Genomic DNA, 21,786 nt, shown 5'->3' on the forward strand with positions numbered 1-21,786 from the left:
TCTGGATCCATCATCTTCATCATAATCGCCTCGAATATTTAGCCCTAGACGATCTGATCACAATGCGGGGAATGAGTTCAAAAAAAATCCCTGAGCATTGTTCAGGGATTTGTGTATGAGAGACAGCACAGAGGCGCCTTTGTTTTTATAACTAACCCAAATCACTTTTGTACGTGTGCTTCCATTTCGGCGCCAATTTTCTTGCGCATTTCCATTAAGCGCAGTGCGGAATCACGCAGATGAATATCATACTCAGTCTGCGGTACCCATTCAGGCACGGGTGTAGGTTGACCATTTTCATCCACGGCAACCATGATGACGATACAGTGAGTGGTGAGATGACGCTCAGAGACCTTAGGATCCCCTGCCCGCACATCAATACCGATGTGCATAGAGGTCTTACCGGTATAAATCACCTTAGCGCTGACTTCGACGATATTTCCCACGAGGATAGGCTGAACAAATCGAATTCCACCCGCATAGGCGGTAATACAATATTTACCACTCCAGCCCGCAGCACAGGCATAAGCTGCAAGGTCAATCCATTTCATCACAGCGCCACCGTGAACCTTACCACCAAAATTCACATCTGCGGGTTCTGACAAAAATCTCAGGGTAATTTGTCTATCGATACCAGCCATATAACCTCAACTTATTCAGCCTCTGTGGCTCAATGATTTTGCAATGAGTTGAGTTTACGATAGAAATGCGCAATAGCGTAAAGATAATTACGATTGTCTCAGTGGAGAGAACCGATTTAGCCAAAGTAACTTATCAGCCCACAAGAGAGTAATAATCCCGGCAACGCCAGGCGATACAACCACAGCTGTAATTGACTGCTAACAAAGCGAGTGCCCTTGCCATAAGTGTAAACACCCAACCCAGCCAAAAACAGCCCAATCACTTCAAATCCCGATGACATATGGTTACTACCACCGACACTGATGGCGGTCACCAATAAGGCGAACCACACCAACACATATGCCGCAATCGCAAAGGTGAAGGTCTTCATGCCGATATCCATATTAGGATGCCAAGCTTTGGATTCACCACGAATTAATTCGGTCAAATTTGCGGTTACGGCACCAACGATAGGCACAAGCGGGATCACCAGAGGGTTTAACATGACAGATTTCCTTTTAAATAGAATATGCCTGTCATTATCGGCGGCAAAGGGCATTAAACAAGCTTGATGAACAAAGGTTAACTATTTGGATATCAGCAGGTTAGAAAGTGATATTAGGCACAATTCGAGCATAAAAAAAATGCGCCAGTAGGCGCATTTTTTATCGAGCTAACCGCTGTTTAGACTTTCTTAAACAGCAATGAACCGTTAGTGCCACCAAATCCGAAGGAGTTACACAGAGCATACTCTAACTTTACATCACGGGCAGTGTGCGCCACGAAGTCTAAATCACAGCCTTCATCTGGATTATCGAGGTTGATGGTCGGTGGTACGGCTTGGTCGCGCAGCGCAAGCAGAGTGAAAATCGCTTCAACCGCACCCGCAGCGCCCAGCAAGTGACCCGTCATAGACTTAGTCGAGCTGACAAGCAGGTTGTAGGCATGATCGCCAAACACAGATTTCACCGCGGCCGCTTCCGCTTTATCACCCGCAGGCGTTGAAGTGCCGTGCGCATTGATATAACCAATTTTTTCAAATGGCAGCTTAGCATCATTGACTGCATTGACCATAGCGGCCGCAGCGCCCGCGCCATCACTTGGAGGTGATGTCATATGGAACGCATCACCACTCATACCAAAGCCGACGAGTTCACCATAAATGGTCGCACCGCGCGCCTTCGCGTGCTCGTATTCTTCCATCACCATCACACCCGCACCATCACCGATGACAAAACCATCACGGTCTTTATCCCATGGGCGACTGGCCGCCGTTGGGTCATCGTTACGGGTTGACAGCGCTTTGGCGGCACCAAAACCACCTACACCTAATGGGCAAGTGACATCTTCCGCCCCACCGGCAACCATCACGTCAGCATCGCCATAGGCGATAGTGCGCGCCGCAAAACCGATATTGTGCACACCAGTAGTACAGGCGGTAGTGACGGCAAAGTTAGGGCCCGTCATACCGTACATAATCGATAAATGGCCGGCAATCATATTGATGATGGTGCTAGGCACGAAGAAAGGCGAAATTTTACGAGGGCCACCACTTAATAGCGCACTGTGGTTTTGTTCAATCAACCACATACCGCCCATGCCAGCACCGATTGCAGTACCCACACGGCCAGGGTTTTCTTTACTCATATCCAGACCTGAGTCTTGGATAGCTTGGATGCCCGCAGCCATACCATACTGAATAAAGAGGTCCATTTTGCGGGCGTCTTTTTTAGTTAAGTACTGCTCAACATCGAAATCTTTTACTGAACCACTGAAACGAGTGGTAAATTCGCTGGCATCAAATTTGGTTATGGGCGCAATCCCACTCTTACCCGAAAGCAGGGCTTTCCAAGTAGTGTCGACAGTATTGCCCACGGGCGTTACTAACCCTAAACCGGTTACCACTACACGACGTTTAGACACGGCAGTCACCTTTTGAATGCTAAATAGATTAAGTTATGACAGACAAATGCGGTTCTATCATTAAAATGTCTTCGCCAATCTGCGGCGAGCATCTCATGGATAAATTCAACACAGCTTCCAGAGACGATTGAATGGCACTATTGCAGAATTAGGCGGGGATAAAACAAAAACAGGCGGCATATTTGCCGCCTGTTCTCTAGAATTCAGAATTACTGATTCTTAGAAACGTAATCGATCGCTGCTTGAACAGTAGTGATCTTTTCAGCTTCTTCATCAGGGATCTCGGTATCAAACTCTTCTTCCAGAGCCATAACCAACTCAACAGTGTCCAGAGAATCTGCACCCAGATCGTCAACGAAAGATGCCGCTGGTTTAACGTCTTCTTCTTTAACGCCCAGTTGCTCTACAATGATTTTCTTTACACGTTCTTCGATGTTGCTCATTAGTTTTCTTTCCTATTCAAATTACGCACTTGCGTAAGATTGCGAGTAGTTTATTAGATTTGGCTGACAATGCAAGCTTAGTTTTCGTGGTCTAACCACGAAATTTAGCGACCAATTGATACAGATCACTACTCAGTTGCGACAGTATCCCTGCCATCCGCCCTTAAACCATGTACATTCCGCCATTCACATGCAAAGTCTCGCCTGTGATATAAGCGGCAGAGTCCGACGCCAAGAAGAGTACGGCATTGGCAATTTCTTGCGCTTGCCCTAATCGTTCCATCGGAACCTGAGACATGATAGCTTTTTGCTGATCTTCGGTCAGCTCATCAGTCATATCGGTCTGGATAAATCCAGGAGCGATAGCATTAACTGTAATTTGACGAGATGCAACCTCTCTTGCAAGAGATTTTGTAAATCCGATCAAACCAGCTTTTGCTGCCGAGTAGTTAACTTGACCTGCATTGCCCATAGTGCCTACCACTGAACCGATATTGATGATCCGGCCGAAACGCTTTTTCATCATGGTACGCATCACAGGTTTTGATAGTCTGAACAATGATGTCAGGTTGGTATCGATGATATCGTTCCATTCATCATCTTTCATTCGCATCAGCAAATTATCACGGGTGATACCCGCGTTGTTGACTAGAATATCAACATCACCCGCTTTTTCTTTGATCGAATCGAATAAATCGGTGACGGATTGACTATCGGTAACATTAAGCACTAAACCAAAACCTTTGTCACCCAGATATTCTTGAATTGCTGCGGCGCCCTTCTCACTTGTGGCAGTTCCAACCACAATCGCACCGGCTTCCACTAAGGTTTCGGCAATCGCACGGCCAATACCACGGCTCGCGCCTGTCACTAAGGCAACTTTGCCCGCTAAACTCAGATTGATACTCATACAAACTCCTTATTCAGTTAACGCGGCAAGGGATACAACGTCATTAACTGCTTGGGCAGAAAGAGATTTATTAATGCGTTTCGCAAGACCTGTCAATACTTTACCAGGACCACACTCAACTAACTGGGTAATACCTTTTTCGGCCATTAATTCAACGGTTTCGCTCCAGCGTACTGGGCAATACAGTTGACGCACCAGCGCATCTTTAATGTCGGCAACCGCAGTGGGTGATGCCACATCTACGTTATTAATAACGGTGATGCTCGGCGCATTAAACTGCACATCGTTTAACGCAAGAGCTAATTTATCAGCAGCAGGTTTCATTAATGCGCAGTGTGATGGCACGCTGACAGGCAAGGCTACCGCCATTTTGGCGCCCGCAGCTTTACAGGCCGCAGCAGCGCGTTCAACCGCATCTTTTTGACCGGCGATAACCACTTGGCCAGGGCTGTTGAAGTTAACTGGGCTTACCACTTCGCCTTGAGCGGCTTCAATACACGCATTAGCAATACCGTCATTATCTAGACCGATAATCGCGTACATAGCGCCAGTACCGGCGGGTACGGCTTGCTGCATCAATTGACCACGTAGCTCAACCAGTTTGATCGCATCTTTAAAGTCGATGACACCAGCACAAACTAATGCAGAATATTCGCCTAGGCTGTGACCCGCTAACATCGCAGGCATAGCTTTACCAGAGGCAACATAGGCACGCCAAATCGCCACACTTGCCGCTAATAAAGCAGGCTGAGTTTTATCGGTTTCATTTAAGGTTTCAACGGGGCCGTCTTGCACTAATGCCCACAAGTCATACCCTAACACCTCACTCGCTTCGGCAAAGGTTTGTCCCACAATCGGCTGTACAGCAGCCAGTTCGGCTAACATGCCTAGGGCCTGTGAACCTTGGCCTGGGAATACAAAAGCTACATTTTCCATATCAAATTACCTATGGCGAACTTAATTTATTGAACACTAAACCGTTATCTTGGACAGCTAACCAAGATAACGATGAGCAGGAATTTATTCGTATACAGATACGGTTAAAAACGGACGAGCGCACTGCCCCACGCAAAACCAGCGCCAAAGGCTTCGAGCAGCAAGAGCTGACCACGTTGGATCCGACCATCACGCACAGCTTCATCCAGAGCAATAGGTACCGAAGCCGCCGAGGTATTACCATGCTTAGCAAGGGTTAACACAACTTTATCTAAGCTCATGTCTAGCTTTTTCGCCGTGGCATTAATAATGCGGAAGTTAGCCTGATGCGGCACCAACCAGTCGATTTCCGACTTATCGATATTATTCAGGCGCAAGGTTTCAGTCACGACATAGGATAACTGGGTCACCGCCACTTTAAAGACGTCATTGCCTTTCATGGTCATAAAACCAACCGCTTCAGAGGTTTCCCCCTGACGTGGTGGGAAAGCGCACTTAAGCAAATCGCCTTGACGACCATCGGCATAAATATGGGTTGAAATAATCCCGGGCTCATCGGAAGCACCGATAACCACCGCCCCAGCACCATCACCAAACAGAATGATGGTGGTACGATCTTCCGGCTCACACAGACGGGATAAAACGTCAGCACCAATCACTAATACTTTTTTCGCGGTACCATTTTTAACGAATTGGTCCGCAACCGATAAGGCATACACAAAACCTGAACAAGCCGCCGCAATATCGAAGGCTGGAATGGTATGCACACCGAGCATGGCTTGGATTTCGCAGGCCGCGGCAGGGAATGCATTTGCCGCACTGGTTGTACCGCAAATGATCATATCTAAATCTGATGCCTCGATACCGGCCATCTCTAACGCATTTAATGCCGCCTGATAGCCCATCGTTGAGACAGTTTCGTCTTGCGCTGCAATGCGGCGCTCTGAAATACCAGTGCGTTCAACAATCCATTGGTCACTGGTTTCCACCATTTTTTCCAAATCTTGATTACTACGCACCTGCACCGGTAGGTAACTACCAGTTCCGAGAATTTTTGTATGCATAAGGAGGAATCAGTTATTTATATCTAAAAGAATCGACTCCAAACGATCTTTTATCATTTCGGGGAGTCGACGTTGCGCTTCAGTCACTGCCAAACTAATTGCTTGTAAATAGGCAGTTTCATCCGCATTTCCATGGCTCTTTACAACTATGCCGCGCAATCCTATCAGACTTGCACCATTATAGTGGTCGGGGTTCATCTGGCTGAGAACCGCCTGAATGCGGGGGGCGATGAGTTTTGCCAAAAAACGCACGAAGAAACCTTGGGTTAGGCCCCGTTTTAACTGATGTACCAATAGCTTGGCAATGCCTTCAGAGGTTTTGAGCGTGATGTTACCCACAAAACCATCACAAACGATCACATCAACATTCCCAGAATAGATTTCATCACCTTCAATAAAGCCGGTGTAATTAATCTGATCAGTGTTTTGCAGTATTTGTGCCGCTTGTTGAACCTGATCGTTGCCTTTGATTTCTTCTGTGCCCACATTAAGGAGTGCGACTTTAGGGCGAGATTTTTTATCCACGGCCTCACACAGTACTGAGCCCATCACGGCAAATTGGAATAGCGTTTCGGAATCGCAGGAAATATTGGCACCTAAATCCAATAAATAAACTGGCTTTTGCGTCACGGAGGGTAAACAACTGACCAATGCAGGTCTGTCCACGCCGGGCAAGGTTTTTAACAGCACCTTGGCCATCGCCATTAACGCGCCGGTATTTCCCGCACTCACACACGCAGCAGCACGTCCATCTCGCACCAGTTCAATTGATAAACGCATCGAACTATTTTTACGAGTGCGCAAAGCGTGCACGGGCCTGTCAGACATACTCACCACTTCATCGGTGTGGATGACTTCAATACGGGAGAGTAACTCTTGTTCTGCTTGGTGCAGATAGACATCTATTTCAGTCTTATCACCGACTAAAATGATTTTAAGGGAAGAATGAGATTTTAGTGCCCGCAAAGCTGCAGGCACTGTGACGTGGGGGCCATGATCGCCACCCATCGCATCTAACGCGAGCGTCAGACTCGTCATTAGGAAACCAACAAATTACTTGTTGATTACCTTTTTACCGCGATAGAAACCATCAGCAGTCACGTTGTGACGCATATGGACTTCACCGCTGGTAGCGTCTACAGACAGCTGAGCAGTGCTCAGTGCGTCATGTGAACGGCGCATACCGCGCTTTGAACGAGATTTTTTATTCTGTTGTACAGCCATTGGCCCTGTCTCCTAGATTACTTGCTCTTCAGTTTTTCTAACACTGCAAACGGATTTGGACGCTCCTCTTGAGCGGGTTCGATCTCGCCTACAACTATATCCATTGACCCGATATTGCAATCAGTTTCTTCATGCATCGGGATGATGGGCATAGCGACTATCAATTCATCTTCGATCAATTGATGCAGACGTACTTCGCCAATCTCATTGCACTCAATTGGGTCATACGCATCCGGGAGCTCATCGATTTCTGCCTTAGTCCGGCATGGACCGAAGCAAAACTCGACCGTAACCTCAGTGGTAAATAGTGTCATGCAACGTTGACAAACCAGAGTGAGCTCCGTCACAGCCTTCCCTTTCAGGTAGACTATCCCCTGCAAATCTACGCCACATTCAAGCGACACTGCCACATCGGAACAGTCGCCGGCACATAACTCATTTAATCTTTTCAATTGCTGCCCGGGCACAATCCCCTCATAGGTAGAACGGCTCGAGGCGGCGCGAATAGGATCAATTGAAACCGGTATCTTTACTGTTTGCATAAGGCGCGCATATTATAGTTTGAAAACGCTAGAGTCAAAGAAAAATTTCTTACTTAAGTCCCAGTTTGCAACTTAAGCGATTCTCTAGCCCCAACATTGAATTAATGGAAGCGAAATTTTACCCAAGCAGGGGGCGGCACACAAGCGTAAGCCGTCTAAAATAGCCGCATTCACCGAAAGAATCCTCAATTACCTTCCTAAAGTGATAGCATCTGTTGCCACGGCTTGCATTCAATCATCCAGATTGGCGACAATAAGTGAAGTTTTCTAATGGATTATTAATGATGACGCCCCAGTTAATCCTCGCCTCCACCTCCGTATATCGGCAAGCACTGCTGAACAAATTAGGCTTACCCTTTGAGTGCTGCGATCCCAAGGTTGATGAAACCTCACTACCTAATGAGTCAGCGCAAGCCTTAGTACAACGATTAGCGCAGGCAAAAGCAGAAGCTGGTGCAAAATATTGTCCTGATGGTCTGATTATTGGCTCCGATCAGGTTGCCGTGATCGATGGCAAGATCATCGGTAAGCCATTAAATCGCGATAATGCGATTAAGCAGCTCAGTCAAGCCTCGGGGAAAGCCATTACCTTTTATACAGGTCTTGCGCTTTATAATGCTCAAACGGGTGAAATGAATGCCCAAGTTGAGCCTTTTACAGTGCATTTTCGGCACCTTACAGCATCACAAATCAGTGCTTATGTGGATAAAGAGCAACCGTTTTACTGTGCAGGCAGTTTTAAAAGTGAAGGTTTAGGCATTGCACTCTTTAATCGTTTAGAAGGACGAGATCCTAATACGCTCGTGGGATTACCTTTAATCTTACTCACGGAAATGCTGCTCAGCCAAGGCATAGATGTATTAGCGTAATGCTTATAAATGCATAAGGAGCTGCTGCGGTGAATCAATCAATGCTATCGGCTTAGCTTGTCGTAATACCGCCTCACTATGGACGCCGTAAGTCACACCGATGCTATCAATACCTGCGTTCGCTGCCATGGTTAAATCCAGTAAAGAGTCACCGACCATCAAAGCACGCTCAGGCTGAATGCCCAGCTCCTGCAATAGGCTGATGATCATCTCAGGATGGGGCTTACTCTGCGCTTCATCGGCGCAGCGGGAGGCAATAAAGTAATGCCCTAATCCAGATTGTTCCCACACGCGCACCAGACCAGCTCTCGCCTTCCCCGTCGCCACGGCTAACTGATAACCCTTTGCAGATAATGATTCGAGCAATTGTGGTGCTTGGTCGAAGATTGGCGTTGGCGTGGTATCAAGATGCAAATACTGCGTCTTAAACTCGGCGCGCATCGTGATGTAACACTCTTCAGTGCCGGTGCTGACAATAGAAGCAGTAGACATATCCTCTTCAGGAAACGCCGAAAATCGCTGTGATGAAGACAATAATCCGCAAGGAAACAACACTTGTAACGCCTGCGTCATCGACAAGCCAATCACATTACGAATATCCGCCTCAGCAGGAACAGGCAGCGCAAGTGCCCTAGCCATATTCTCAATGCAAATAATGATCTTGCCGATGGAATCCATCAAAGTGCCATCCCAATCAAAAATCACTAAATCATATTTACGCAGGGTAGAATGGTTGGCAGCCTTCATGCTTCAAGGTTATCCACGGGTATATAGAGGAGCGGGAATTAAACCCGCTTTAACTTATTCAACAGTTGCTGCAGATTATCATCCAGTGGTGCAGAAACCCGCATCACTTCATCGTTTTCAGGATGGATAAACATTAATTCTGCCGCGTGTAAAAACAATCTACTCAAGCCAAGCGAGCGCATACTGTCATCGAAAGCTTGCTCACTGTACTTATCATCACAGGCAATGGGATGCCCGGCATATTGACAATGCACGCGAATTTGATGAGTACGTCCCGTGACAGGACTCGCCTGCACCAATGTACAACCTTGATAACGCTGCACAATTTTAAAACGCGTTTCTGATGGTTTGCCTTCTGCATTGACTCGCACAATGCGCTCACCGGATTTAAGTGTCAGCTTTAATAAAGGTTGTTTGACCACTTTATCCTGCGCCGACCACTCGCCCTTAACTAAAGCTAAGTAATCCTTCTGCATTTTTTTATAACGCAGTTGATCGTGCATATGTTTAAGTGCACTGCGTTTTTTAGCGACTAACAGTACGCCAGAGGTATCTTTATCAAGGCGATGAACCAACTCTAAAAACTTCTGTTGCGGACGTAAGGAGCGCAGCGCTTCAATCACACCATAATCAACACCACTGCCGCCATGAACCGCAATACCTGCAGGTTTATTGAGCACAATAAGATGATTATCTTCATGCAAAATACGATCTTCGAGTTGCGACACTTTGCTCAAGTTAGCCGAAGGCGCAGTCCGATTATCAGACTCAGCCATTCTCACGGGTGGCACACGTACCACATCACCAATTTGTAATTTATATTCTGGCTTAATGCGCTTCTTATTCACCCGTACTTCGCCCTTACGGACGATACGATAAATCATGCTCTTAGGTACACCTTTGAGCGCTGTGATTAAAAAATTATCAATTCGTTGGTCGAGGTGGTCTTCGTCAATGGTGATCAACTGCACCTGTTGCTGTGGAGATTCTGTATTCATGATGTGCCATCTGCTTATAACGGCGGCCATTGTACAACAACTCACAAGAATTGTGCCTTTCCATTGCTGAATTTTTTGATTATTGCTATATTTCACCAGCGATTAGGGATAAGCCGTGAATAAAGTGTTCACAAACTCCCTGTCCCAAGTGAAAAGTTTTATAGATCAAAAAAGATTTTCTTGATAGCAAATCATTGATTTGCAAATCGTATATTGAGTAAAAATACCACAAATGCGTTTTTTACGATTAAATCGAGAATCTCACCTTACTTTATCAAGGTTTATCTAAAGCTTTTCTCACCGATTTCGAAATATATTTTAACTTGTCGTCAGACAAACCGATTCGACTTGGGCATTACCGGAACGAAATTAAAGAATTTATGGGGTTGGTTGATGTTTTACAACGAATTCCTTGTTTTTGTAATCATTAAAAAATAAGCCATAAATAGGATGCGACACGCAGCGACTGCGTCTAACAGTAATGCGCACCTTGCCTAGCTCACCAGCCGTGAGGCTTTGTTCACCACAGCTAGGCCCGTAATGCAACGAAACGCGATTGTTTGATGACCTCCATTTAAAGAAGAATGACGTCATCATGAAACGTATGTTAATCAATGCAACTCAATCAGAAGAGTTGCGTGTTGCCCTCGTTGACGGGCAACAACTGTACGACCTCGATATTGAAAGTCCTGGTCATGAGCAAAAAAAATCAAATATTTACAAGGGTAAGATCACCCGCGTAGAGCCCTCTTTAGAAGCCGCTTTCGTAGACTATGGTGCTGATCGCCACGGCTTTTTACCATTAAAAGAAATTGCCAGAGAATATTTCCCTAAAGGTTATTCATTCCAAGGTCGCCCAAACATCAAAGAAGTCGTCAGTGAAGGACAAGAAGTTATTGTTCAAATTGACAAAGAAGAACGTGGCAACAAAGGCGCGGCGTTGACCACCTTTATTAGCCTTGCTGGTTCTTACTTAGTGTTAATGCCAAACAACCCACGTGCAGGCGGTATTTCTCGCCGTATCGAAGGGGATGAGCGCACTGAATTAAAAGAAGCTATGGCCGATTTGGAAGTCCCTGCTGGTATGGGCCTTATCGTCCGTACCGCTGGTGTGGGTAAAGAGTCGACAGAGCTGAAGTGGGACTTAAAAGTTCTGCAACACCACTGGGCGGCGATCACTGAAGCGGCGCAAACCAAAGGCGCACCTTTCCTCATTCACCAAGAAAGCAACGTGATTGTTCGCGCAATTCGTGACTATTTACGCCGTGATGTCGGGGAAATTTTAATCGACCATCCACGTATTTTCGAAGAAGCCAAACAGCATATCGCACTTGTGCGCCCTGATTTTGTTGAACGTGTAAAACTCTACGAAGCTGAAGTACCGTTATTCACTCACTTCCAAATCGAGTCGCAAATCGAATCAGCCTTCCAACGTGAAGTACGTCTGCCATCGGGTGGCTCAATCGTCATTGACCCAACTGAAGCCTTAACCTCTATCGATATCAACTCTGCCCGTGCCACCAAGGGCGGCGATATCGAAGAAACCGCATTAAACACCAACCTTGAAGCCGCCGATGAAATTGCCCGTCAATTACGTCTACGTGACTTAGGTGGCTTAGTGGTTATTGACTTTATTGATATGACGCCAGTGCGCCATCAACGTGAAGTCGAAAACCGCCTACGTGATGCCGTGCACCATGACCGCGCTCGCGTTCAATTAGGTCGTATTTCTCGTTTCGGCTTGATGGAAATGTCACGCCAGCGTCTGCGTCCGTCATTAGAAGAATCCGCTGCACATATCTGCCCTCGCTGTCATGGCCAAGGCACTATCCGCAGTACTGAATCTTTAGCGTTGTCGATTCTGCGTTTGATGGAAGAAGAAGCCATCAAAGAAAATACCTCACAAATCGAAGCCATTGTGCCTGTCGATGTGGCTGCATTCCTGCTTAACGAGAAACGTAAAGCGATTCGTATCACCGAACAACGCCATGACGTGGAAGTCTATGTGATCCCAGATCCGCATATGATGACCCCAGATTATCGCGTGATCCGTCACCGCACCGACGATGAAATCGACGAATCCAGCTACAAGCGAATTGAACAGCCTGAAGCAAAATTGTACGAGCCACGTAAACTGGAACGTACTGCGGCGCCAGCTCCAGCCCTAAAAGGCTTTGCTGCTCCACAAAAAGTGGAACAAGACACTGCACCAGTTGCCAAAGTTGAAACCGCACAGCCGGGTTTCTTCAGTAAACTCTTCAGTGCAATTGGTGCTTTCTTTAGCTCAAGTGATAACGCAGTCGCAGAAAAGAGCACCGAGACTAAGAAGCAAGACAGTCAAGCCACGAATGCCAACCGTCGCAATCGTCGTAACGACACTCGCCGTACTCGCAATCCACAAGATACTGAAAAAGCGAAAGAAGGTACTCGCGAGCCACGTACTCGTAATGCCAAAAAAGTCGCCGATGCACCACAAGCTCAAGAGCGCCCAATCCGTGAAAAGGATGAAAGTGCGAAACGTGCTAAGCCTGAGCCTAAACCCCGCAATCAAGCAGTTAAAGAAGTGATTGCGGATGTTCAAGACGAAGCACCAAAGCAAGAGGTCGTCCGTGAACGTCGTCAGCGCCGTAATATGCGCCGTAAAGTTCGTATCGACAACACCACAGATGTTGTAGAAACGCCAATTCAGGAAGAAGCGATTTTAGCTGAGTTGGTTGCAATCAATGCGGATGTCACGGTAGAAGTTCAACCAGAAGTGAAAGCGCCGCGCCGCCGCCAGCCACGTAAAGAGGTTACGGTTGCGAATGAGGTCGGCGACACCACAGTATCAGAAGCTGCTGATGTCGTAGAAACTAAGCCAGCCGATGCTATTGTTGATATGCCTGTTGTTGAAAGCCAAGCAGACACTCAAGTGGATGCTAAGTTAGACACTCAACCAGCGGCCATTGATGAAGATAACGCCGAAGCAAATGTTGATGCAGATGACAAAGCCAAACGTGAATCCCGTGATGGACAACGTCGTAGCCGCCGTAGTCCTCGCCATCTGCGAGCTGCTGGCCAACGCCGTCGCCGCGATGAAGATGAACAAGGCACAACGGCTCCTGCGCAGTTCATTCCTAATGATGCGTTAGGCGAAGATCAAGACTATCCAGCACCAACTGCAGTTGTTGAAACGGCTAACTTAACAGAGCAAACCGTGGCTGAAACGGTTGCAGTTGCAGTTGAAGTTGAAGTGAAGAGTACAGCAACGCAGCCAGCGCCGATTGTGCACACTGCTGATGTGATTTCCTCAACTGAAGCCGCAGTCTCTCAAAGCATAGCGACTGAAAGCACGGTATCAGATACCACAGTAACTGAATCCTCCGCGGAAATTAAGTCTGATGCTATTGTCGCTGAAGTCACATCTAAACCTGTAGTTAACGATAAGGCCGCTGAAACGGTTAAAGCATCTGATGCCGAGCCACAATCAGCAACAGAACCAGCAGTGCAAGCCACAGAGGCTATGCAAATAGTGACTGATATAACTCCTGAAGCAAAAGCCGAAGAAGTGACACCAGTGACAGAAAAGACTGAGCCGAAAGAAGCGGTAAAATCAGTCGCATCAGCACCGATGGCGAAACCTGCAGCGTTTGTTAAACCTCAGGCAAAACCTGTAATGGCGCAAGCTGCTACGGCTCAACCAACGGAAGTTGTCGTCAGCAAACCGAAAGCGTCTAGCCGTTTTGGTGCTATGGTGTCATCTGAAATGACTAAACCAACGGTAGAAGTCAGAGCGCAGGTTGAAGTGCCTAAAGGCCGTGAGTATGAAAATACCGCCACCGCTGAAGCCACTGAACCTAAGCTGAAACACAGCAATAGTGCTGAATCGGATATGGCTCGTCCATAGGACCCTTCCACAATCTAAAAAGCCATGCATCTGCATGGCTTTTTTATTTTCAGCTAATTAAGGCATATTTCAAGTTTAGCTCAATCAGTTTATTTGATAGTATGCGCGGCTTATTTTGTCTACACACCAGTAACAGAGGTTTCATGTTCGATCTCTTCCGCCACAAAACATCTAGCTACAAAGCCGATATACTCTCAGGGCTAACCGTCGCACTCGCACTGATCCCTGAGGCCGTTGCCTTTGCTTTTGTTGCCAATGTCGAACCTATGGTGGGCCTCTATGCGGCTTTTATTATGGGATTGGTCACCGCACTGATTGGTGGTCGACCTGGGATGATTTCTGGTGCAACAGGAGCGATGGCCGTGGTCATGGTGTCCTTAGTGGTTGAACATGGCGTGCAATACTTATTTGCGGCTGTCGTGCTGGCAGGATTAATCCAAATCAGCGCTGGCATCTTTAAACTGGGGAAATTTATTCGCATCGTACCCTATCCGGTGATGATAGGTTTTGTAAACGGCCTCGCCATTGTGATTTTTTTGGCACAACTTGGCCAGTTTAAAGTAAAAGACACTGCTGGAAACTTAGTCTGGTTACCACCAGAGCCGTTGTTGCTGATGTTTGCTCTCGTAGCATTAACCATGGCAATTATTTATTTCTTGCCTAAGCTGACCACTGCAATACCGTCCTCGTTGGTCGCAATTCTTAGCGTCACGGCTATTGTCGTCAGCTTTGATCTTGATACTCGTAACGTATTGGATTTTCTCAAGACTATGAGTGGTGACGAGAATGCGACAATTGCAGGCTCACTCCCAAGCTTTGCAATCCCACAGGTACCTTTTAACCTTGAGACGCTCTATATCATTCTGCCCTATTCCTTTATTTTAGCCGCAGTCGGATTAATCGAATCCCTGTTAACCTTGACGGTTATCGATGAGATGACCCATACCCGAGGACGCAGCAATAAAGAATGTATTGGCCAAGGTGTAGGTAACATCACCAGCGGCTTTTTTGGGGCTATGGGTGGTTGTGCCATGATCGGTCAATCGATGATTAATATTAATTCTGGTGGCCGCGGCAGGTTATCAGGGATTACCGCGGCCATTGGCCTACTGGCATTTATTCTCTTTGGTGCAGCCTTTATCGAAATTATTCCGTTAGCAGCCCTCGTTGGGGTGATGTTTATCGTTGTACTCGGCACATTCGAATGGGCAAGTTTTAAGTTTATGGGCAAAGTGCCCAAACATGATGCCTTTGTGATCGTTCTTGTAACCACAGTAACTGTGTTTACTGATCTCGCCTTTGCTGTATTTGTGGGAGTGGTGGTATCCGCGCTGGTATTTGCTTGGCAGCATGCGAAACACATTAGCGTCAAAGTGACTCAAAACTCTCAAGGCTGGAAAGTCTATGAGCTTAATGGACCACTGTTTTTCGGTTCTGTCGCGAGTTTCCTCGAGTTATTTGATGCTTCACAGGATCCACAGGATGTCGTCATCGATTTTAAGTTTTCTCGCGTAGCCGATCACTCTGCCTTAGAAGCGATTGATACGCTTGCAGAGCGTTATGTGTCCATAGGCAAAAGACTACATTTGGTGCATTTAAGTGCTGATTGTAAAGCCTTACTTCATAAGGCAGGTGATCTTGTTGAAGTGAATCTGTTGGATGACCCACATTATAAAGTCGCGGATGATAAACTCGACTCCTAATGAAGTCACTATCCATCCTTAAGCAACGGTCCACGGCACTGCAATATGGCTGTGGGCTGACAGTTATCGCCCTGAATGTTCGCGTACGTAAATAGTCAGTTTTCAAGCCAAGTTTATGTATTTATTAATATCGTTAACAGCGAAATAAACAAAATTCACGGGAAAAATGATAACAGCTAACAGCAGATTAATCTGAACGAGGTCTTAAAAGTGAGAGAAATGATAGAAATGAGAGATGTAAGTATTAAGATAAAACAGCACAAATAAAAAGAGCTATGGTAAAAACCACAGCTCTTAAATCCATTGCTATTAGCGTCTAGGCTAACAGCACTGAAAATTAACCGATTACGGTTACGTTTTCAGCTTGAGGACCTTTTTGACCTTGGGTCACAGTGAAAGACACTTTTTGACCTTCATCAAGAGTTTTGAAACCGTCAGAGTTGATTGCACGGAAGTGAACGAATACGTCTGGACCAGATTCTTGCTCGATGAAACCAAAACCTTTGTCAGAGTTGAACCACTTAACTACACCAGTTACTTGAGACATGATATAAATCCTGTAAATAAAAAATTAAAGCCTTAACGGCGGTGGAGCTGGAAAATGCCGGTATTACTTATGTTTACAGGACGAACGGGTCGTATTGAACACATAAATATAAGCCCAACCTTCAAGCTAGTAAAACTATAAACCATTCTAAAGATAAGTCAACATACTGCGACACTTTGAAAAATTTATTTAAACAAAGCCTTTTAAGGTTTTGCTACCGGCTCGCAGAACAATATGTTCTTACGGCTTAAGCGTTGACAGTAAAGCATTTTAAATAATTTATTTCAATAGGTTAAAATCAGCCCCTAGACTGAAATGCGATGTACTTCAATCTGGAAATCTAACTCACAGCTTAATCCGCTCTGAGAAAATGCTTGTTTCTGCTCTGCGGTAAACTTCCACGCATAGGGAGTCATTTCGAGAAAATTGCCGATATCTTTACTGTCATTAAGCTCGAGTTGCGCGCTAAGCCGCTCTTGATGTAGGCATTCAAATCCATCAATTCTGGCCTCAGACTCAGGATGCAATCTTGGCTGGTCATAAATCTGTTGTTTTAGCGCAAAATGATGCAAAGGCCCAGGCGATACCGTGATAAGAATGCCGCTAGGTGCCATGATCCGCTGAAGTTCTTCTACTTTTGATGGTGCATAAATTCGAATCGCTAAATCAATGCTATTAGATGGAATCGGCATTTCATAGGCACTCGCTACACAAAAGCTTAAGTTAGGATAGCGCTTGGCTGCATATTTTATTGCCGACTTAGAGATATCAACGCCCTGTAAATAACAAAAATGATGAGCAACAAGGGCATTATATAAACGATGACTGTAGTACCCCTCACCACAACCTATATCAAGGATCTGCTGTGCACTACTGGCATATTGGAGTGCCAGTTGATTAACTCTATCACTTAAGATTTGATAATAACCCGCATTTAAGAACTCCCGACGAGCAAACATCATTTGCTGATTATCACCTGGATCTTTCGAGTTTTTTTTCTGAACGGGAAGCAAATTGACATAACCTTCTTTCGCCATGTCAAACTTGTGTGCCTGCGGGCATCCCCAAGTTCGTTGTGTTAGGGTGAGGGGTAACGCGCACAAAGGACATATATATTGCATTGATTAACTCTATTTAAAATGGGGGATGTCAAGCTTATATCTCATCTTCCATTAATCGCTCGACCATTTGCAGTAATTCAGGAGAAGCGAGCAGCTCAAAACACTCAAGTTTCCTTAAGGCTTTGTCGATATTCTGACTATCATTTGCGGCGCGACTAAAGCTCGGGCGCTCAAACATGTGGGTATAAGTTCGAAAAAGCCATTGGCGCTTCTGTTGTAGTAATGGATCTAATCGTACGGCCTCTTCAGCTAAGCCAGTATGGTATTGACCAAGTTCACCCCGTAAAAATGCTTGTAACTCCAATCTTATCTGCTCAATTTCGGTGAGGTAAACCGCAAGAGATTCCGATGTCGCACCGTAATCGTACTCCCTAGCAAGAATAGCCTTAGCCATCATCAGTACTCTCGGCTCATGTAAGCCTCTGACGTCGGATTCAAGTGTTACAAACTCGAACTTTGATGCCGATTGCAAAGAGAATGTTACACTTTCTCTCACATCAACTTTAATTAAAATTCCTGCCCGAAGCTCTTGGGCAACAAATTTAGGGGCAGTCCCCATTCGATGATAAAGCCGTACGCCTTGACCCAAGCACCTTGATACAGGAGCACTTAGCCCTGCGTCTACAACAGAAGTTGTGTTTAGTGTTAGCCCTAAAATCGGTTGAAGGCGCACTGCAATCTGTGGTGGCGTTTGTGAAACTACAATCAGCTCAAGTAGGGGAGCTCCCATCGTTTCAAGCACAATAAAATCACTCATGTTGCTTGGTAACGTTATGATCAATGACGAGGTCTGTACGACATCGAGTATCATAGGTTGATTGAGATATTGATGATGCATAAGACTGATCCCCTGTTCAATGGGAATTGTAACTGCCAATCGTGGTAAAGATCACCTGTTAAGCGCTTCTCTTTTCAATATAATTTATCCATCAAGGTTTTTGCTGATCAATATTGGGGTGAGTTTAACGGCTAAGATGCTATCATTCGACAAAACCGTCATTTGATTGAAATTATGTATACAGCATCTCAGCCAAGTATTTTTTGGCACGACTATGAAACATTCGGTGCCAACCCAGCCCAAGATAGACCCGCCCAATTTGCCGGGGTCCGTACCGATTTAGATCTTAACATTATCGGTGAGCCAGAGACTTTTTACTGCAAACAATCAACGGATTACCTGCCCTCACCCGAAGCGATTTTAATTACAGGGATCACGCCACAACTAGCCAATTTAAAAGGTTTACCTGAAACCGAGTTTATGGGGCGTATCCATACTCTCTTCAGCCAACCTAATACCTGTGTCGCTGGCTATAACTCGTTACGATTTGACGATGAAGTCACCCGCTATGGCTTTTACCGTAACTTTATCGATCCTTATGCCCGCGAATGGCAAAATGGCAATACGCGTTGGGATATCATTGATTTAGTGAGGGCTTGTTATGCCTTTAGACCCGACGGTATCCATTGGCCATTAAAAGAAGACGGTTCACCCAGTTTTAAACTGGAACATCTGACCCAAGCTAATGGTTTAAGCCATGAAAAAGCGCACGATGCCATGTCAGATGTTTACGCCACCATCGCAATGGCAAAACTGATAAAAGAAAAGCAACCTAAGTTATATCAGTACTATTTTGAATTGCGCCGTAAACAAGCCGTCAGCGCGCAAATTGACGTATTAAATATGCTACCGCTTGCCCATGTCAGTTCGAAGATAAGTGCAATGCACGGTTGTACAACCCTTATCGCCCCCGTTGCACACCACCCAAGTAACAAAAATGCCATTATTTGCGTGAATTTAGCGATGGATTTAAGTCCACTGTTTGAGCTGGATGTCGAGCAGATAAAAACGCGCATGTACACGCCCAGAGCGGAGCTTGCCGAGGATGAGTTACCCATCCCAGTTAAACAGGTGCATCTTAACAAATGCCCTTTTATTACTTCGGCCAAAATTTTAGATGATGTGCAGGCAGAAAGACTCAACATTGATAAAGCCTTTGCCAGAGAACAATACAAACGCTTAAAGTCTCACCCGGAATTACGGGAGAAGCTGGCGCAACTGTTTGAGCATGACGGCGAAGTAACCTCCAAGGATCCTGACTTAATGTTGTATTCGGGTGGATTTTTCAGCCCTGCCGATAAAGCCAAGATGGAGATCATTCGCCATACCTTACCTCAAAATTTAGCCGCACTTGATTTGCAATTTGATGATGGACGCATCCCAGAAATGCTATTCCGTTATCGGGCGCGCAATTATCCCGAATTACTTGATGATCAAGAGTCCCATCGCTGGCGCACCTTCTGTCAGCAGCGTTTGGCCGATCAGGATTATCTGCTCAAACTTGAACATTTGTTGCAAGATACCGAAGGCGATGAGCATAAACAAAAACTACTCACCGCCCTGTGCCACTATTTGCGTGGATTGTAGACCACAAAATAGCCCATGTTTTTTGTTGATTTAGCGCCTATGATTGATAACTTCTTTCAGATGTTAACTAACCGGCGCTTAATTGAACCATAAACGCGAACTAACTCGCATTTATACTGTAACAAAATTACTAGAATGTTCTTCCATGAACTTAACAAACAAGGAGTCGGGAAATGCAAGATAGATTTATCCGAAGCATAACCCAGCTGCCAACCCCATTGGCTGACGCATTAATTCCCTTATTACATCAAGGTTTTGCGGGACATATCGATGCACAGCAACTGGCAGAGTTAGTCAAAAGCAGCAATATGACCGAATCTGAGGTGTTACTGGCTTTGTTACCTATTGCCGCCGCCTTAGCCAAACCACCCATTAGTGAGTTTTATGTTGGTGCAATTGCCAAAGGAAAAAGTGGCGACATTTATATGGGTGCCAACTTAGAACTGCCTGGCGAAGCCCTCTTCCACTCAGTACACGCAGAGCAAAGCGCTATTAGTCACGCGTGGCTTAGCGGCGAAAGCCAGATTGTGGATATGATAGTGAACGCCAGTCCCTGCGGTCATTGCCGTCAGTTTATGAATGAATTAGTCGAAGGCGGCCAAATCAAGATCCATTTGCCATCACAGGATAGCCATTTATTGTCCTATTATCTGCCCTATGCATTTGGGCCAAAAGACTTAAATGTTCAGTCACCGCTGTTAGTCAAGCAGGAAACTGAATTTGCACTCGATAGCAGTGATCCTATGGTAATTGAAGCCTTAGATCATGCGGGCTTAAGCTATGCACCTTATACCCAAAGCTATGCGGCGGTTGTATTAGAAACCGCGGATGGCGCAACCTACTGTGGTCGCTACGCTGAAAACGCCGCGTTTAACCCATCGATGCTCCCAATGCAAATGGCGCTATCGAATCTGACTCGGCATAATCGTGATTTTGGTGAGATCCGCCGCGCGGTATTGGTGGAATCCTCCCAAGGTAAAATCAGCTTAGTAGGCGCAGCGATGGATGCATTGCATGCTGTTGCCGTGATAGAACTCGAACATATTGTGGTTGATCCTATCTAGCCAGTTAACGCGGCGCTTCTATTTTTATACTTAGGTATTGACTTAAGTTGCGCCGCGATGCTTTGGCCTATTTTAGCTACTAGGGCGTTTTGCCATAAAAACGGCTTTGCGCTCAGCCATTTTAAGATAACATGCGCTTCGCTGCTCCTCTGTCATGTTTCGCCACGCCAAAATCTCCTTAAGATGCCTAAAACACCCCATGCAGATATCCTGCTGATCGAGACAGCAATTTCGTACACAGGGCTGATAAATACTGTTATTCTGACCAGACCGCATATTCATTGCCCGCAGGCTCGATAAAATGGAAACGTCGACCACCTGGGAAGCTAAAAATCTCAGTGCTAATGGTGCCGCCAGCCGCGTTCACGGCGGCTAAAGTTTCTTCCAAGGTCTTACTGTATAGCACAATCAGGGGACAGCCCTTTTCTAGGGTAAAACAAACCTCAGCTTGATAAAAACCACCCGTTATTCCCGCATCGATAAAGCAACTGTACTGTGGGCCATAATCCTCAAAGCGCCAACCAAATACAGTATTGAAAAACGCTTTAGAACAATCAATATCAGATGTTGGAATCTCTAAATAATTGATAGTGTGATGACGATTCATAATCTTCCCTGCCCAATGAATAACTTAATCAGTAAAGAATCCACCTTCTAAAGAAGGTGGCTTTGTTTTAACCCCCTAAAAGGGGGCCTTTATTCAAGAGCAAGTTGACCCTGCTCTTGCCGCTCTACTTTCTCTTGATGCCTAACGTATCTACGG

22 protein-coding genes and 1 pseudogene are annotated in these 21,786 nt (G+C 45.9%); 5 read left to right on the forward strand and 18 right to left on the reverse strand.

The genetic code is table 11. The features are described from left to right. Positions 1–161 precede the first annotated feature (161 nt). The 10 genes from MMG82_RS19685 to yceD all read right to left on the reverse strand — a co-directional run bounded on the left by MMG82_RS19685 (position 162) and on the right by yceD (position 7,663). Positions 162–641: an acyl-CoA thioesterase gene (locus MMG82_RS19685; protein WP_037419717.1), complete on the reverse strand. Its 480-nt coding sequence runs from the start codon at positions 639–641 to the stop codon at positions 162–164. Between the two features lie 116 nt (positions 642–757). Next, positions 758–1,126 carry a hypothetical protein gene (locus MMG82_RS19690; RefSeq protein ID WP_037419714.1) on the reverse strand — a complete coding sequence of 123 codons (369 nt, stop codon included), beginning with the start codon at positions 1,124–1,126 and terminating at the stop codon, positions 758–760. A 179-nt stretch (positions 1,127–1,305) separates the two neighbouring features. Then, positions 1,306–2,544, reverse strand: coding sequence for a beta-ketoacyl-ACP synthase II (gene fabF / locus MMG82_RS19695; RefSeq protein WP_037427243.1), 1,239 nt, complete (start codon positions 2,542–2,544; stop codon positions 1,306–1,308). A gap of 209 nt (positions 2,545–2,753) precedes the next feature. Further along, positions 2,754–2,987 (reverse strand): acyl carrier protein, encoded by a 234-nt coding sequence (gene acpP, locus MMG82_RS19700; RefSeq protein WP_006081231.1) that lies wholly within the window; start codon positions 2,985–2,987, stop codon positions 2,754–2,756. 163 nt (positions 2,988–3,150) lie between these two features. Beyond that, complete coding sequence (gene fabG, locus MMG82_RS19705; RefSeq protein ID WP_011623152.1) at positions 3,151–3,897, reverse strand: 3-oxoacyl-ACP reductase FabG; 747 nt, start codon at positions 3,895–3,897, stop codon at positions 3,151–3,153. Positions 3,898–3,906: 9 nt separating this feature from the next. Further along, positions 3,907–4,833 carry an ACP S-malonyltransferase gene (gene fabD, locus MMG82_RS19710; protein ID WP_047536711.1) on the reverse strand — a complete coding sequence of 309 codons (927 nt, stop codon included), beginning with the start codon at positions 4,831–4,833 and terminating at the stop codon, positions 3,907–3,909. 104 nt (positions 4,834–4,937) lie between these two features. Further along, on the reverse strand, positions 4,938–5,897 hold the full coding sequence (locus MMG82_RS19715; RefSeq protein WP_241407314.1) for a beta-ketoacyl-ACP synthase III: 960 nt from the start codon (positions 5,895–5,897) through the stop codon (positions 4,938–4,940). Positions 5,898–5,906: 9 nt separating this feature from the next. Further along, on the reverse strand, positions 5,907–6,935 hold the full coding sequence (plsX, locus tag MMG82_RS19720; protein WP_037419691.1) for a phosphate acyltransferase PlsX: 1,029 nt from the start codon (positions 6,933–6,935) through the stop codon (positions 5,907–5,909). A gap of 15 nt (positions 6,936–6,950) precedes the next feature. Continuing rightward, positions 6,951–7,121: a 50S ribosomal protein L32 gene (gene rpmF / locus MMG82_RS19725; protein ID WP_011072715.1), complete on the reverse strand. Its 171-nt coding sequence runs from the start codon at positions 7,119–7,121 to the stop codon at positions 6,951–6,953. 17 nt (positions 7,122–7,138) lie between these two features. Next, positions 7,139–7,663 (reverse strand): 23S rRNA accumulation protein YceD, encoded by a 525-nt coding sequence (gene yceD / locus MMG82_RS19730; RefSeq protein WP_011072716.1) that lies wholly within the window; start codon positions 7,661–7,663, stop codon positions 7,139–7,141. 284 nt (positions 7,664–7,947) lie between these two features. Between yceD and MMG82_RS19735 the strand changes: the two genes are divergently transcribed. Then, positions 7,948–8,532: a nucleoside triphosphate pyrophosphatase gene (locus MMG82_RS19735; protein ID WP_081990957.1), complete on the forward strand. Its 585-nt coding sequence runs from the start codon at positions 7,948–7,950 to the stop codon at positions 8,530–8,532. A gap of 3 nt (positions 8,533–8,535) precedes the next feature. Here the strand turns inward: MMG82_RS19735 and MMG82_RS19740 are convergent, their stop codons facing one another. Together MMG82_RS19740 and rluC are read right to left on the reverse strand one after the other, a co-directional pair. Next, on the reverse strand, positions 8,536–9,279 hold the full coding sequence (locus tag MMG82_RS19740) for an HAD-IA family hydrolase (protein WP_241407315.1): 744 nt from the start codon (positions 9,277–9,279) through the stop codon (positions 8,536–8,538). A 38-nt stretch (positions 9,280–9,317) separates the two neighbouring features. Beyond that, positions 9,318–10,277, reverse strand: a complete 960-nt coding sequence (rluC, locus tag MMG82_RS19745) for a 23S rRNA pseudouridine(955/2504/2580) synthase RluC (protein WP_069455170.1) — start codon at positions 10,275–10,277, stop codon at positions 9,318–9,320. 595 nt (positions 10,278–10,872) lie between these two features. On the opposite strand from rluC, the gene rne reads away from it, so the two are divergent. Beyond that, positions 10,873–14,163 carry a ribonuclease E gene (rne, locus tag MMG82_RS19750; RefSeq protein WP_241407316.1) on the forward strand — a complete coding sequence of 1,097 codons (3,291 nt, stop codon included), beginning with the start codon at positions 10,873–10,875 and terminating at the stop codon, positions 14,161–14,163. A 143-nt stretch (positions 14,164–14,306) separates the two neighbouring features. After that, positions 14,307–15,866 (forward strand): SulP family inorganic anion transporter, encoded by a 1,560-nt coding sequence (locus MMG82_RS19755; protein ID WP_037427309.1) that lies wholly within the window; start codon positions 14,307–14,309, stop codon positions 15,864–15,866. Between the two features lie 337 nt (positions 15,867–16,203). On the opposite strand, the gene MMG82_RS19760 is transcribed toward MMG82_RS19755, so the two are convergent. The 3 genes from MMG82_RS19760 to MMG82_RS19770 all read right to left on the reverse strand — a co-directional run bounded on the left by MMG82_RS19760 (position 16,204) and on the right by MMG82_RS19770 (position 18,372). Beyond that, a complete protein-coding gene (locus tag MMG82_RS19760) occupies positions 16,204–16,413 on the reverse strand; it encodes a cold-shock protein (RefSeq protein WP_011072720.1) in 210 nt (69 codons plus the stop codon). A 305-nt stretch (positions 16,414–16,718) separates the two neighbouring features. Beyond that, positions 16,719–17,534 (reverse strand): 23S rRNA (guanine(745)-N(1))-methyltransferase, encoded by an 816-nt coding sequence (rlmA, locus tag MMG82_RS19765; RefSeq protein WP_241407317.1) that lies wholly within the window; start codon positions 17,532–17,534, stop codon positions 16,719–16,721. A 34-nt stretch (positions 17,535–17,568) separates the two neighbouring features. Beyond that, a complete protein-coding gene (locus tag MMG82_RS19770) occupies positions 17,569–18,372 on the reverse strand; it encodes a hypothetical protein (RefSeq protein ID WP_037419670.1) in 804 nt (267 codons plus the stop codon). Positions 18,373–18,546: 174 nt separating this feature from the next. Here MMG82_RS19770 and sbcB point away from each other — a divergent pair, with 174 nt between their 5' ends. Together sbcB and cdd are read left to right on the forward strand one after the other, a co-directional pair. Beyond that, positions 18,547–19,959, forward strand: a complete 1,413-nt coding sequence (gene sbcB, locus MMG82_RS19775) for an exodeoxyribonuclease I (protein ID WP_037419668.1) — start codon at positions 18,547–18,549, stop codon at positions 19,957–19,959. Between the two features lie 173 nt (positions 19,960–20,132). Then, positions 20,133–21,023: a cytidine deaminase gene (cdd, locus tag MMG82_RS19780; RefSeq protein ID WP_241407318.1), complete on the forward strand. Its 891-nt coding sequence runs from the start codon at positions 20,133–20,135 to the stop codon at positions 21,021–21,023. A 72-nt stretch (positions 21,024–21,095) separates the two neighbouring features. On the opposite strand, the gene MMG82_RS19785 is transcribed toward cdd, so the two are convergent. From MMG82_RS19785 to MMG82_RS19795, 3 genes and pseudogenes are all read right to left on the reverse strand, one after another. After that, entirely contained in the window at positions 21,096–21,305 is a 210-nt protein-coding gene (locus MMG82_RS19785; protein WP_241407319.1) for a DUF1289 domain-containing protein, read from the reverse strand. Continuing rightward, on the reverse strand, positions 21,280–21,630 hold the full coding sequence (locus tag MMG82_RS19790; RefSeq protein ID WP_241407320.1) for a VOC family protein: 351 nt from the start codon (positions 21,628–21,630) through the stop codon (positions 21,280–21,282). The genes MMG82_RS19785 and MMG82_RS19790 overlap by 26 nt, the downstream gene beginning before the upstream one ends. Before the next feature lie 89 nt (positions 21,631–21,719). Continuing rightward, a pseudogene (locus tag MMG82_RS19795) lies at positions 21,720–21,786 on the reverse strand (IS200/IS605 family transposase); the annotation flags it as partial.

The sequence above is a fragment of the Shewanella sp. MM_2022_3 genome (assembly GCF_022557375.1).
Classification (GTDB): Bacteria; Pseudomonadota; Gammaproteobacteria; order Enterobacterales; family Shewanellaceae; genus Shewanella; species Shewanella xiamenensis.